The organism is Meiothermus hypogaeus, from assembly GCF_003574035.1.
GTDB lineage: Bacteria > Deinococcota > Deinococci > Deinococcales > Thermaceae > Meiothermus > Meiothermus hypogaeus.
The window spans coordinates 1-14,293 of the sequence record NZ_QWKY01000076.1 but is presented as its reverse complement, the minus strand read 5'-3'; the positions used below and the strand labels follow the sequence as shown (position 1 = coordinate 14,293).

Here is a 14,293-nt window from a genome sequence, read left to right as displayed (position 1 = left end):
CCCCCTACGCCAGCACCGCCTCCTCCCTCGCCGACCCCCACCCCGCCTGCCGGCAAGACCATTACCTATCTGTCCAGCAACGAAAACTTCCTCAATCCCGAGCGCGGCTTTTATGTCAGCATCCCCCTCACCGAGGAGACCAACCTGAGCTGGGTCAAGCCCCAACACCAGGTGACGGTGGTGCACTCGTATGTGCGGCTTGATGCCTACCGCACCTCACTGGTGCCGCAGACCTATATTGCTCAAGTGACGCGAGGCCTCGAGGCGGCCCGGCGGGCGGGGCTCAAGGTGGTGCTGCGCTTTGCTTACAACTTTGGCTTTGAAGCCGATGCACCCCTGGACTGGGTGCTGCGCCACATCGAGCAATTCCAGCCAGTATTGCGCGACTACAAGGACGTGATCCTGGTGCTCCAGGCTGGCTTTATCGGGGCCTGGGGCGAGTGGCATGCGTCCACCAATGGCCTGACCTCGCTGACCAACAAGCAAACCATTCTGAATGCACTGCTGGCCGCGATGCCCACAGACCGCATGGTTCAGTTGCGCTACCCTGGCGATCTACTGGCCCTATATCCTACGCCAGTAGATCGCAACACCGCCTACAACGGGAGCAACCAGGCCCGGGTGGGTCACCACAACGACTGCTTTCTGTCCGGCCCCGACGACACCGGCACCTACAACCCCATCAGCCAGAAGAGCGCCATGCAAAGCTATCTGGACCGCATGACCGAGTTTACTGGGGTGGGTGGAGAAACCTGCCAGGTTAACCCCTCGCAGCACCGCACCGACTGCCCCACGGCCCTGGCCGAGATGCGTCGCTTCCACTGGAGTTACCTTAACCTGACCTTCTACCGTCCCGCCATAGACCGCTGGCGGACCGAGGGCTGCTTCGACGAGATTGCCCGTCGTTTGGGTTACCGCTTCCGCCTGGTGCGGGCTGTGGTGCCCGAGCAGGTGAGCCGCGGTGAGCGTTTGCAGATGAGCCTCGAGATAGCCAACGAGGGCTTTGCTACCCCCTTCAACCCCCGCCCGGTACAGCTGGTGTTGCGGGCCCGGGGCACCCAGACCGTCTACACGGTAGCGCTGAACAGCGATCCCCGCCGCTGGACGGCCGGCCAGACCACCACCATCACCGTGGATGCGCCCCTGCCCGCCAACCTGCCCGCCGGGGACTACGATTTGTTGCTGCACCTGCCCGACGCCGTGAGTGGACTCTCGAGCCGACCCGAGTATGCCATCCGGCTGGCCAACCAGAACACCTGGGAAGCCAGCACCGGCTACAACAACCTGCAAACCATCCTGAAGGTTCAATAGCGATGTTGCAGGCTCGCAGGCGCATATCTGAATTTGTGCCGAAAGCTAAGAGCAAAAAATGGGTGGTTTCAGCGCCACCTGTGATCTCGATTCACCCAGGCAAGTACCCAGAACTTGGGGGTTGATGCCGGGGGTGCCGTACTTATTACGATGGCAACGGCTTGCCCTGGCCTCCAGGGATCTGGTCGTGGTCGGGGATCAAGTCTTCGGCCTCGCGCACCGCCCGGAAGAAGTAGCCGCCCAGGCCCACCGCCATCCCCAGCAGGCCGCTCATTACCAGCAACAACGCCATGCCGGCCCCCGGCCCGGTACCCACCAGCCCACCAAACAGACCCACCAGTGAGCCACCGGGCATCATGGCGGGGGTGAGCACCCGGTCGGCCAGGGGGCCGGCTACCAGCAGGGCCAGCGGTCCGGCTACCCAGGCAATCATGCGCCGGGCAGCGAACACCTTGCCTTGTACATCGGGGGGTACCTTGGCCTGCCAGATGGCCTGGTTGGAGCCGTTCAGAATGGGCAAAATCAGGGCAAAGACGAAGGCAGAGGCGGCCCAGACCCACACGCTTTGCCCCAGCCCCAACAACACACTTCCAAAAAAGCTCGAGAGCACCCAGCCCAAAAGCACCCCATGTACCTTGCGTCGGGGGCCGCCCCAGGTCGAAAGCAGTACCCCGCCCAACACCCCACCAATGCCGGCTGCACTTTGCACGGTGGCCAGCACGGTTTCGCTCGAGGCTGTGCGGGCCAGAATCATGGCCGCCATGATGGCCGAACCCAGATTGGCTACCAGGTTCCCCAGCAAGAACACCGTCTGCAAACCCAGCAGACTGGGCCGGGCAAAGATGAAGCGAAACCCATAGATGGCCTCGCTCAGCAGACTGCCCCGGCTTTCCAGCCCGACAGCGCTCTGCTTGGGTTGGGGGATGTGTACCAGGATTAGCGTCAGGAACGCAGCAGCAAAAGTAACCAGATCCAGGAGCAGGATGCCCCCCAGTCCCACCCACCCCAGAAAGATGCCGGCCAGGATGGGGGCCCCGATGCCCGAGGCCGACTCTGCCAGCGAGAGCAGGCCGTTGGCCCGCGCATAGTCTTTCTTGTCCACCATAGTCGAGATGGCTGCCGAGTAGGCAGGCCACTGGAAGGCGTTGGTCAGGCCGTTGAGCGCCCCCACTGCGTACAGGTGCCAGATTTCCAGGCTTCCGCTCAGGTACAGCAAAAACACCGCCAGCGTCCCCAGGGCCGCACCCAGGTCGGAGACCACCATCATCAGCTTGCGGTTGCCCCGATCCACCCAGGCCCCGGCAAAGGGGGAGATAAGAATCAGGGGCACCATGTAAAAAAAGCCCATCAGGGCCAGCGAGGTAGCCAGCCCGGTTTTTTCAAAGGCCCAGATGGTCAGGGCAAACTGGCTCATGCCGCTGCCCACCAGCGAGACCAGCTGTCCAAAAGCCACCAGGGTGAATCCCCGTAATCCGGATAAGTATGGCTGCATGGTTCTCCCAAATAAGCCCGAGCTGTTGTTGCAGCCCTCTCTCGAGTCTAGGTGGGGTCTACTCCACAAAAAAGATAATTTCTAGAGTAGAGTAAAAAGATGTCCAGAACGCTAGAGAAAACCAGAGAATTTGAAATGCTTACTGCAAAATCAGGTGGAGTGGAGAGCCAATCGGTACCTGCTCAAGAGGCGGCGCCGCGAAATGGAGTTCTCGAGCTCTGCAACCCATTGGCAGCCCGTATTCTGGCCGATCCAGATGTGGCGATCTTCCTCAAGCCCTTTATGCGCGAACCCACAACCGTCAAGGTCGCTGCCGAGGAATTCAAGCTACCCCTCCAGACCATGCACTACCGCGTCTTGCAGATGCTGCAAGCGGGGTTGCTGCAAGTAGTAAAGGTGGAGGCTCGGCAGGGCCGAGCCATAAAACACTACCGGGCCACGGCTACTGCCTTCCAGATTCCGCTGGATTTGATACCCCATAGCTTGCTGGAAAACCTGACCGAACACGTGTCCTGGAAGTCGCGGCTCGAGCGCGGCCTGCAAAAGGCCCTGGGAGAGAGCAACTACAAATCGCAAATGGTGGTTTATCTTGACGAAGACGGATTGTTGATCTGGGGTTCAAGCCAGGACGATTACAAGGGCGTTCCCCAAATTCTCGGGCCAGGGTATCCCGCTGTACTCAATCTCTGGACAGGGGGTCTGAGGCTCGACCGGGCCGATGCCAAAGCCCTGCAGCGCGAGCTCTGGGAACTCTACGAGCGCTATGCCCACCGGGGTGGGGCTGAGAAATTTGTGATGCACCTGGGCCTGGCCCCAACCCCTGACCCTTAGCCATCGCTTGGAAAAAACGCGTGTGAAGCGAGTTTTCAGAGATTTCCGCTTTCAGCAAGCCGATTTGCTGAGAACAGCCTGCCAAAGGCCACATCATCCATGACAAGGAATTCATCGCAGAGGCTACAGGCCACGACTTGGTAGCATCCCGCATCGCGGCACCGAACAATTTGGCAGCTTTACTCTGGGCGATGCTAACTAAAAACATTGAGCATGATTAATCACCCACAACTACCACTTGAACATTTATGCGCTTACATTTTGTGGTTATGCAGGTGCCAACCTCTAAACAAATCACTCTGCTTTTGCGCGCAATTTGCTCAAAAAAAAGGTCGGATGCAGTAAAAAAACAACCTTGACCGCTTATGCTTAGATTTGTATCCTTATTCAGTATGTTTGCGACAAGCCACCGGTTGTACCACAGGGGATTTGGCGGTACTGTATGGCTTTGTGTGGGCTTTGTTCCCAACCCAGAGGTGAATGAATGAAAATCGTACTCGCATACTCCGGCGGTCTGGACACCAGCATCATCTTGAAATGGCTTATCGAAAACTACAACGCCGAGGTCATCACCTTTACCGCCGATATTGGCCAGGGTGAGGAGGTTGAGGAGGCTCGGGTCAAGGCCCTCCAGACCGGCGCCAGCAAGGCCTATGCCCTGGATTTGCGCGAAGAGTTCGTGCGCGATTTTGTCTACCCCATGCTGCGCTCCGGCGCGCTCTACGAGGGCTACTACCTGCTGGGCACCTCCATTGCCCGGCCCCTGATCGCCAAGCACCTGGTGCGCATTGCCCAGGAAGAGGGGGCCGAGGCCATCTCGCACGGGGCGACCGGCAAAGGCAACGACCAGGTGCGTTTCGAGCTTACGGCCTACGCGCTCAAGCCCGACATCAAGGTGATTGCCCCCTGGCGTGAGTGGAACCTGGTGAGCCGTCCCCAGATGATGGAGTATGCAGCCATACACGGGATTCCGGTGCCTACCACCCTCGAGAAGCCCTACAGCGTGGACTCCAACCTGCTGCATAACTCCTTCGAGGGCGGGGTGCTGGAAGACCCCTGGGCCGAACCTCCCGCCGGAATGTTTCGCCTGACCCAGGACCCCTGGGACGCCCCCGACCAGCCCGAGCTGGTGGAAATTCAGGTCGAAAGCGGCGATGTGGTGGCCGTGAACGGTGAGCGGCTTTCCCCCGCCGGCCTGTTGGCCAGGCTCAACGAAATTGGCGGACGGCACGGCATCGGACGGGTGGATCTGGTAGAAAACCGTTTCGTGGGTATGAAGTCGCGGGGCGTTTACGAAACCCCCGGCGGCACCCTGATGTACCACGCCCGGCGGGCCGTGGAAAGCCTCACCCTCGACCGCGAGGTGATGCACCAGCGCGACCAGTTGGGGGTCAAGTACGCCGAGCTGGTGTACAACGGCTTCTGGTTTGCCCCCGAACGCGAGGCCCTGCAAGCCTACATGGACCATGTGGCCAAGACCGTCACCGGCACGGTGCGCTTCAAGCTGTATAAGGGCAATATCATCCTGGCTGGGCGCAAGTCGCCGCTCTCGCTTTACGATAAGAGCCTGGTCTCCTTCGATGAAAAAGGTGGCTATAACCAGGCCGATGCCGACGGCTTCATCAAGCTCAACTCGCTCAGGCTGCGGGTACGGGCCAAGGCCCAGCCGAAGGACTAGTCGAGGCTCAGGTGTCGAGGGTCGAGGGACAGCCGTTGTTGCCAGGGTTTTGTGGCCTGGGTGGGGTTTGCCATGCAGGGTGAATCAACCCAGGTGCAGATTCGCCTCGCCAACCCCGCCGACGCGGAGGCCGTGGCCCAGCTGGTGCGCCGGGCCTGGGCCGACCGGGTGGCCCCGGACTCCTCGGGCCACCAGGAAACGGCGGAACGGGTGCAGGCCGATATGGCGCGCGGCTATGCCTGGGTGGCCCTCAGTGGCACAGAAGTGGTGGGTACGGTACGCCTGGTGCGTCACCCCGACCCCAGAGAGCGCGGGGTTTGGGAGGTCAGGAAACTGGGGGTGTTGCCCGAGTACCGCAAGCAGGGGGTGGCCCACCGGCTGATGGAGGTGCTGGCCCGCCGGGCCTTCGAGGTGCGGGCTAGGGAACTGCGCCTGGCCGTGCGGCACGACCAGCCCAAGCTGCTCAAGTGGTACACCCAGTTCGGTTTTACCTACGACCCCGGCCTGCGCTACAGCACGCCCAACCCCAATACCCCGCCGCCCTTTGTGATGGTGCGGAGGCTCGAGGTGCTCTCATGAGTTGCTGTAGCATCCCGTCCCAAAATCGCAGGTCTCAGGTCTCAGGTCGCGGGATGAAGATGAAGGTGGTTGCGGCGCAGAATGGTAGGTCTTTCGAGCCTTGCGTTGTGGGTCTGGTACGTCGGGCTGTGGCTATCGGCAATAGGCCATCCACCGTCGGCTGTCGTTTAGGGAGGAATACTTGAGCCAGGATACACAAAAAACCTGGGGGGGCCGCTTCAGCGAGGCCCCCAGCCAGATTGCGCAGGAGTTCAACGCCTCCTGGAGCTTCGATAAGCGCCTGGCCCTGGTGGATATCCAGGGCTCGCTGGCCCATGCGGCTATGCTGGCGCGGCAGGGCATCCTTTCTGGCGAGGAAGAGACCCAGATACGCCAGGGTCTTTTGGCGGTGCAGCAAGAAATTCTAGACGGCACTTTTCAGTGGCGTGAAGAACTGGAAGACGTGCACATGAACGTTGAGGTGCGCCTCACGGAACTGGTAGGCCCGGTGGGGGGTAAGCTGCACACCGCCCGTAGCCGCAACGACCAGGTGGCCACCGACCTGCGCCTGTGGGTTCGAGGGGAACTGCAGGGCATGCTGGCCGACCTGAAGGCCTTGCGAAAGGTGCTGGTGCAGGAGGCTGAAAAGTACCTCGAGCCCCCCCTCATCCTGCCCGGCTATACCCACCTGCAACGGGCCATGCCGGTGCTTTTGTCACACTGGTTCCTGGCCTACTACGAGATGCTTACGCGCGACGCCGGGCGTATACAGGATGCTTTGAACCGCCTAAACGAATCCCCCCTAGGCGCGGCGGCTCTGGCCGGCACGGGCTTTCCCATAGACCGCCACCTCACCGCGCAGGCGCTGGGCTTTGCCCGCCCCATGCGCAACTCCATGGATGCGGTGGGCTCGCGCGACTTTGTGCTCGAGGTGCTGGCAGCCCTGGCCATCGCTCAGATTACCCTCTCGCGCCTGGCCGAAGAGATTATCCTTTACACCACCTTCGAGTTTGGCTTTGCCACCCTGCCCGACGCCTTCTCTACCGGAAGCTCCATCATGCCGCAGAAGAAGAATGCCGACCACGCCGAGCTGATTCGCGGCAAGGCGGGCCGGGTGCTGGGCAGCTTCGTCACCCTGGCCACCCTGACCAAGGGCCTGCCCCTGACCTATAACAAAGACCTGCAGGAGGACAAAGAGCCTCTTTTTGATGCAGTAGATACCTACCGGGCCTCGGTCAAGCTCCTGACGGCCATGTTGCCTGGCCTTAAGTGGAACCCCGAGGTGATGTTCAAGGCCGCCGAGTCGGGCTTCTCGCTGGCCACCGAGCTGGCCGACTACCTGGCCGAACGTGGGGTGCCCTTCCGCGAGGCCCACCATGTGGTGGGGCGTATCGTGCGCCACTGCGCCGAGGACGGCAAGGAACTGCGCGACCTGAGCCTGGCTGAACTCCGGGGCTTCCACCCCTTGTTTGATGAGGAGGCCCTGGCCCTGACCCGCCTCGAGACCGCCATCCACCGACGACGAAGCTACGGCGGCACCGCGCCCGAGGCGGTGCGGGAAGCCTTGAAAGTGCTGAAGATCGAGGTCGAGGTGTGAGGCTAGTTTGGAGTAACATCGCCATTACCCCTGTGTGGGGGAGGGCAGGCTGAGGGGGGCATGTGAGTAACCTGATTGAGATTGGCACCACCGTTTTGCCCAGGGTGCGCTGGGATGCCAACGTAGAGCTTCGAAAGGCCCGCATGAAGGATGTAGACCCCATCTACACCCTCATCAAATACTGGGCCGAACGGGGCCTGATGCTGGTGCGCAGCCACAACCACCTGTATGAGAACCTGCGCGACTTTTTCGTGTTGGAAGACGAAGATGGGCATATTGTAGGCAGCGGCGCTTTACACATCCTGTGGCACGATATTGCCGAGGTGCGAGGCCTGGCCATCCACCCCGAACGCCAGGGGCAGGGTTTGGGCCGCTGGATTGCCCTGGCAGCCGAGCGCGAAGCCAAGGACCTGGGCATCCCCCAGATTTTCGCCTGGACGCTCCAGGTTAGGTTCTTCACCAGCCTGGGCTATCAGGTCACCACCCGCGAAGCCCTGCCGCCCAAAGTTTTTGCCGAATGCAGCGCCTGCCCCTTTTACGACAACTGCCGCGAAATTGGTGTAACCAAGGTGCTGGATGTAGAAAACGCCTATAAAAAGAGCATAGCCTAGCGTTTCAAGCTCCGATTAATGAATGCCGGGGGATGACCAAATAACCCCAGCCAGAACCGCCGGGTAATACCAGATTCGTTTAATTCGATACCGTTCGCTAACGAACCAACCTGGCCGAAGTTATCCGCGTAGCGGAGGGCGATACCGCCCCTTGGAAGTTATCCGCGTAGCGGAGGGCGATACCGCCCCTTGGAAAGGAGACGCTTTTTTTGCCGACCGTTCGGGAGGGGTGTGCTTCAGGATTCAAAAAGACGACCTGTGGGGTTTTTGGTTTTTTGAACTGTTTTTTTGAACCCCAATTCGGATCGGAAAAGGACTTGAAACCTGCTAGAAAATAAGGGACAGGTTAGCCGTGCGCTACTACCCGTCTCTACAATGAATAAAGCTCACAGGGATAGATAAATCTCTTGCATGCTCGGATAAAGATGTGCGCCAACTTTTTTGAGTGTAGGTTCCTCAACGCTATTGGGGTAAGGACTGAGTTGATGTCAAGGATGGAGAGGGCGGCTTTGTGCATGGTTGTGCGGCTCAATAGCATCCGCCAGCTGCCGGAGTCATCTCCTGGTAGCTCATAGGTTGAAAGACACGAGCTGGATGGATTTATTCACTTCTGCGTAACTTGAGATAGTATCGTCTGGGAGAATCTTAAGACAGTCTCTCAGGGGACTGCGATACAGTTCCGATAGTCAAGCCTAATACGAACGTTGCACAACCCGAAGCCCCTGGCCCTCGAGCCAGCCCACCAGCCACTCCACCGCAGCCCGTACCCCCGCGGTGCTGAGGGGTGCGCCAAAACGCGAGATGCCCACATACAACCCGTGGGCGCTGGGGCGGGCTTCCAGCAGTACGTCTTGAATAAGATCTTCTTCCTCGATATGGGTATGGAAATAATAGCCGCCTTCAGGGCCGAGGGTGCGGGTGGCCTCGAGCAGCACCGCTGTGCCGCCCTCAAAACGAACTACGTTTTTCTCGAAGCTGTGGAGTTCGGGTAGGGTACCGGACATCAGGGCATGGGGCATAGGATACCTCGGAAGGGGGAGCCAGGGGTTGGGGTCTTCGGCAATCTTTCGAAAAACCGCATGGTAGAACCTGCGGCCCTGTTCTTTCCACTTCAGGGCGTACTTGGTGGTGAGGTGGTGTTCGGGCGGCGGGGGGGTCTCGACCTCGAAAAGCCCGCTGGCCCTGCCCTCGGCCTGGGCAAACTGCCAGTATTGCTCGTGGTCGGTGGTGAGCAATAGCTCGCCCCCATCGGCCAGGCGGGTGGAAAGCCGCCGGAAAAAGGCCTGTTGCAGCAGGCGGTTATGTTCATGCTTGGCTTTGGGCCAGGGGTCGGGGAAGTTGACATAAACCCGCTGCAAGCTGTGTGGAGCAACCAGGTTGCGCAGGGCAAAAAGGGCCTCGCCGTGGTAGACCTGCACATTCCCAATGCCCTCCCGCCGAAAGCGCTTTAGGGCCCTGGCCACCGAGCCCGCCGAAATTTCTACCCCCAGAATCTGCCAGTCGGGGTACAGGCGCGCCAGTTGGGCAGTAAAACGCCCATCGCCAAAGCCCACCTCGAGCACCTGGGGGGGCCTGGGTAGGGGGAAGTCGGTGTCGCCGACGCGAATCAACACGAGGGGTCATTATACGGTTTGGCGCTTGGGCCTGTGGGCGAAAGCGCAAGCAAAGCCGATAGTCCATAGTATATGGCCGATGGTCAACACAACCTCTGGGGTGTCTGGGTGCCCAGGTTGCGGTTTTTTGCCCCTTGACCTGAATGGTAGACTTTAGCCAGCTATGGTGGATGTGGGTCTCGAGCAAGCCTTTGCCAAGGTTCGGGCGTTTCTGGAGGGTGACTTTGAGCATCCTGGACTCACCCTCTACGATTTGCAAAACCTGGTGGGCTACAACAGCCGCATCAAAACCGATGGCCCGCTCTCGTATACCATGCCCCCTGAGCCAGCTTTGAGTGGGGTAGCGGCGGTGCGTTTGTACTACTACCCCAAAGACCCCGAGGTCAACCTGATCGTTGAAATTGAAGACAAAGCCCGCAAGCGCCACCTGCGCCACTTCAAGTGGAACGGCATCTCCTGGACTGCCCCGCGCGGTCTGAAGTCCGACCTGACCGCCACCCGTGAGGTGCTCCCTTCAATAGAAGAGGTAGGGGGCGACTTTTTCCTGGGCTACGCTACCGAAGAAGCCAGGGAGCTGGCCGAGGCCATCCGGCGCGGCGAGGCTGCCGGGGCCAAGTACATGCTCTGCACCCGCGACAACACCCGCATCTTCTACGCCCCTACCAGCTCACCCCCCACCATCCCCTGCCCGCGCTGCGGCAACACCAACATGATCTTCAAAACCCTTACCCTGGCCACCCCAGAAGACCGCATCGAGGCCATCCTGCGTGAGCAGCGGGCCTTGCGCACGGCGCTGGAGGATTTGCTTTTGTACCTCAAGCGCAAACTGGGGCCTTGATGAAAGCCAAGGGCCTCGAGGTGACCCGTTGTGCTTTGGGCGCCGATGCCTGCGGCTACGCGGGAGGGGGCCTGCACTCCTTCTGGTATGGTCTTATACCAGATTCGGTTAGTTCGTCACCAAAGGTGACGAACTAACCCGACCGAAGTTATCCGCGTAGCGGAGGGCGATACCGCCCCTTGGAAGGGAGACGCTTTCTTCGCCGACCGACAGTGAAGGGCCATCGGCCCCCGGCTAGCGCCGGTACTCAAGGGAGGGGTGTGCTCTAGGATTCAAAAAGACAGCCTCTAGTGTTTTTGGTTTTGTAAACTGTCTTTTTGAATCCGGTATTACTGCCTTTCCCCTATCGGCGCTATATGTGATGCGGCATGAGCGACCCCAGAAGCCGTTGCTTGCAAAGGGAACCGCACGAGATCCTTCAGGCTAACTGGCTTTGTTGAAATATTCAAAAACCCATCTTGCACACCTTATTTCGATCTTCATTTGCCATTTGGTAAAAGTTTTTTATACGCTGTAAAAAACATACTTCCTTACGATTGGCCCTGAAAATATCTGCTGTAATGTAAGGCTGATGACAAAGAACGGCCGCCAAACGCCGAACGCCAATGGCCGCGGAATCGCGTCTTCGGTCATGGGTGTTTGGTTACTGGCTCAAAGGAGCACCGCATGGTTGAAGACCGCGAACTGATCGCTGCCCGTGCCGGGCTATCTGCCGAAGAGCAGATCCGACTAGAAGACCTCGAGAACCAGGAGTGGCGCGAGAGCCTCGAGTACATCCTGCGTACCGCCGGTCGTGACCGGGTGGCGCAGCTTATGGAAATGCTCGAGAACTACGCCTACCGCCAGGGGGTGGTCATCCATGACAAGGTTAACACCCCCTACGTCAACACCATCCCCCTGGCGAGCCAGCCGCCCTATCCGGGCGATATGGAGCTCGAGCAGCGCATCGCCAATATCCTGCGCTGGAATACCATCGCCATCGTGCAGCAGGCCAACAAAAAAGCCGATGGCATCGGCGGGCACATCTCCACCTACGCCAGCATTGCTGAGCTAATGGAGACGGGCTTCAATCATTTTTTCCGTGGCCAGGACTCCCCCGACCGCGATCTGGTTTTTTACCAGGGGCACATGTCGCCTGGGGTGTACGCCCGCAGTTACCTGGAGGGCCGCCTTACCGAGGACGACCTGGGCAAGTTCCGCCGCGAGCTCCTGGGCGGGCCGGGGCGCGGCCTGGCCAGCTACCCCCACCCCTGGCTGATGCCCGACTACTGGGAGTTCCCCACCGTTAGCATGGGTCTAGGACCTTTGCAGGCCATCTACCAGGCCCGCTTCATGCGCTATCTGGAAGACCGCGGCCTCAAACCCAGGTCCGACGCCAAGGTCTGGGCTTTTCTGGGCGACGGCGAGCAGGATGAGGTCGAGACCCTGGGGGGCCTGCGGATCGCGGCCTACGAGGAACTCGACAACCTGATCTTCGTGATCAACGCCAACCTCCAGCGCCTGGACGGGCCGGTGCGGGGCAACTCCAAGGTGATCCAGGAGCTCGAGAGTATCTACCGGGGCAACGGCTGGAACGTTATCAAGGTGGTCTGGGGCAGCGCTTGGGACGAGTTGTTTGCCAAAGACACCGAGGGGGTGCTGCTGGAGCGCATGGAGCAACTCGTGGACGGCGAGAGCCAGCGCTATGCAGCCTACGGCGGCAAGGAACTGCGCGAGAAGTTCTTCAATACCCCGGCCCTGCGGAAGCTCATCGAGGGGATGAGCGACGAAGACCTCGACCGCCTGACCCTCTCGCGCGGAGGTCACGACAAGGCCAAAATTTACGCAGCCTATAAGGCCGCTGTGGAACACCGGGGTTCGCCCACCGTCATCATCGCCCGAACCGTGAAGGGCTACGGCCTCGGCCCCACCGCCCAGGCCAAGAATGTGGCCCACCAGGTCAAGAAGCTCACCCTGGAAGATCTGCGCGAAGCCCGCGATTTCCTGGGTATTCCGGTCTCGGACGAAGACCTGGAGAAAACCCCCTTCTACCACCCCGGCCCCGACTCGCCGGAGGTGCGCTACATGCGCTCTCGCCGCAAGGCCCTGGGGGGTCTGATTCCCGAGCGGCGGGTGCGCGAGTATAAGCTGAACACCCCCGATAGCGCCTTCTTTGAGGAGTTCTATGCAGGCTCGGGCGGGCGCGAGATTTCCACCACCATGGCCTTCGTGCGGATGCTGACCAAGCTGGTGCGTCATCCTGAGGTGGGCAAGCTCATCGTACCCATCGTCCCCGACGAGGCCCGTACCTTCGGCATGGAGGGCGTGATCTCCTCGGTGGGCATCTACTCGCCCAAGGGCCAGCTCTACACGCCTGTGGACGCTGGAACCGTGACCGTCTACCGTGAGTCCGAGACCGGCCAACTGCTACAGGAGGGCATCAACGAGGCCGGGGCTATGTGCAGCTTTATTGCTGCCGGTACGGCTTATGCCAACCACGGGGTGCCCACCATTCCTTTCTACATCTACTACTCGATGTTTGGGTTGCAGCGGGTAGGCGACCTGGTCTGGGCCGCAGGCGACCAGCGCACCAAGGGCTTTCTGATGGGGGCCACCGCAGGCCGCACCACCCTGAACGGCGAGGGTTTGCAACACGAGGACGGCCACTCCCATGTACTGGCCCTGCCGGTGCCCAACATGCCCGCCTATGACCCGGCTTTTGCCTATGAGCTGGCGGTCATCCTGCAAGACGGCCTAAAGCGCATGTACCACGATGGCGAGGACATCTTCTACTACATCACCCTGATGAACGAGAACTATGTCCAGCCTGCCATGCCCGAGCCCCGCGAAGAAACTCGCCAGGGCATTCTGAAGGGCCTGTACCTTTTCAAAAAGAGCGAGCTGAAAAAGCCCAAGGCTCGAGTGCAACTGCTGGGCAGCGGAACCATTCTCAACGAGGTGCTCAAGGCCGCCGAGATGCTGGCAGACTACAACATTGCCGCTGATGTCTGGAGCGTGACCAGTTATAAAGCCCTCTACTACGAGGCCCAGGAGACCGCGCGTCAGAACCGCCTTAACCCCGGTAGCAAGGCCAAGCTGCCTTATGTGGCGCAGTGTTTGAATGGAACTGAGGGGCCCATCATCGCTGCGAGTGATTACATGAAGGTCTTGCCGGATATGGTCTCGGGCTATCTGAACCGCCCCATCCACAGCCTGGGCACCGACGGCTTCGGGCGCTCCGAGACTCGCGAGGCCCTGCGCGACTTCTTTGAGGTGGATGCCAAACATGTGGTGGTGGCGGCCCTCTCGGCGCTGCGCAGCGAGGGCAAGGTAAACGTCAATACCCTCAGCGAAGCCATCAAGAAACTGGGCATCGACCCCAAGCGGGAAGCGCCGCACAAACGCTGATAGCCAATAGCTGATAGCCCACAGCAAAAGAGCAGCCATTCGCTATTCGCACTGAGCTATGGGCGTGACGGAAGGGAGCAATACATGGCAGAACTAAAACTACCCGACCTGGGCGATAATGTGGCCTCCGCTGTGGTGGTGGGGGTGTTGATCAAAGAGGGCGATACCATCGCGGCAGGACAGCCGGTGTTGGAGTTGGAAACCGACAAAGCGGTGATGGAAGCCCCCGCCTCTGAAGGGGGCACGGTTTCCAAAGTGATGGTCAAACCCGGCGACGAGGTGAAAAGCGGGCAGGTGATAGCGGTCCTGGGGAGTGCTGCGCCATCCGCGGAAGCCCCCAAGCCTGCACCCGCAACGCCCCCCCCGCCGACCCCTAC

Annotated in this window: 11 protein-coding genes; 9 read left to right on the top strand and 2 right to left on the bottom strand. The window is 60.2% G+C overall.

Translation table 11 applies throughout. From position 1 onward, the window contains the following. A partial coding sequence (locus tag Mhypo_RS14675) for a DUF4832 domain-containing protein (protein ID WP_119342031.1) occupies positions 1-1,311 on the top strand: 1,311 nt, incomplete at its 5' end. A gap of 145 nt (positions 1,312-1,456) precedes the next feature. Here the strand turns inward: Mhypo_RS14675 and Mhypo_RS14670 are convergent. After that, positions 1,457-2,803 (bottom strand): MFS transporter, encoded by a 1,347-nt coding sequence (locus Mhypo_RS14670; RefSeq protein ID WP_119342030.1) that lies wholly within the window; start codon positions 2,801-2,803, stop codon positions 1,457-1,459. Between the two features lie 228 nt (positions 2,804-3,031). On the opposite strand from Mhypo_RS14670, the gene Mhypo_RS14665 reads away from it, so the two are divergent. From Mhypo_RS14665 to Mhypo_RS14645, 5 genes are all read left to right on the top strand, one after another. Then, the gene (locus tag Mhypo_RS14665) at positions 3,032-3,634 is read left to right on the top strand and encodes a winged helix-turn-helix domain-containing protein (protein ID WP_240637272.1); all 603 of its coding nucleotides are present in this window, start codon (positions 3,032-3,034) and stop codon (positions 3,632-3,634) included. A gap of 484 nt (positions 3,635-4,118) precedes the next feature. Next, positions 4,119-5,312, top strand: coding sequence for an argininosuccinate synthase (locus tag Mhypo_RS14660; RefSeq protein ID WP_119342028.1), 1,194 nt, complete (start codon positions 4,119-4,121; stop codon positions 5,310-5,312). Between the two features lie 72 nt (positions 5,313-5,384). Beyond that, a complete protein-coding gene (locus tag Mhypo_RS14655; RefSeq protein ID WP_119342033.1) occupies positions 5,385-5,891 on the top strand; it encodes a GNAT family N-acetyltransferase in 507 nt (168 codons plus the stop codon). 181 nt (positions 5,892-6,072) lie between these two features. Further along, on the top strand, positions 6,073-7,467 hold the full coding sequence (gene argH, locus Mhypo_RS14650) for an argininosuccinate lyase (RefSeq protein ID WP_119342027.1): 1,395 nt from the start codon (positions 6,073-6,075) through the stop codon (positions 7,465-7,467). A gap of 62 nt (positions 7,468-7,529) precedes the next feature. Next, positions 7,530-8,078, top strand: coding sequence for an N-acetyltransferase (locus Mhypo_RS14645; RefSeq protein ID WP_170148319.1), 549 nt, complete (start codon positions 7,530-7,532; stop codon positions 8,076-8,078). A gap of 692 nt (positions 8,079-8,770) precedes the next feature. Here Mhypo_RS14645 and trmB read toward each other — a convergent pair. Next, a complete protein-coding gene (trmB, locus tag Mhypo_RS14640) occupies positions 8,771-9,691 on the bottom strand; it encodes a tRNA (guanosine(46)-N7)-methyltransferase TrmB (protein ID WP_119342026.1) in 921 nt (306 codons plus the stop codon). Positions 9,692-9,854: 163 nt separating this feature from the next. Here trmB and Mhypo_RS14635 point away from each other — a divergent pair, with 163 nt between their 5' ends. The 3 genes from Mhypo_RS14635 to Mhypo_RS14625 form a co-directional block, all read left to right on the top strand. Continuing rightward, on the top strand, positions 9,855-10,529 hold the full coding sequence (locus Mhypo_RS14635) for a hypothetical protein (RefSeq protein ID WP_119342025.1): 675 nt from the start codon (positions 9,855-9,857) through the stop codon (positions 10,527-10,529). 666 nt (positions 10,530-11,195) lie between these two features. After that, positions 11,196-13,916 carry a pyruvate dehydrogenase (acetyl-transferring), homodimeric type gene (gene aceE / locus Mhypo_RS14630; RefSeq protein ID WP_119342024.1) on the top strand — a complete coding sequence of 907 codons (2,721 nt, stop codon included), beginning with the start codon at positions 11,196-11,198 and terminating at the stop codon, positions 13,914-13,916. A gap of 84 nt (positions 13,917-14,000) precedes the next feature. Beyond that, positions 14,001-14,293, top strand: a 293-nt coding sequence (locus Mhypo_RS14625) for a biotin/lipoyl-containing protein (protein ID WP_119342023.1), incomplete at its 3' end; no start/stop codon positions are given.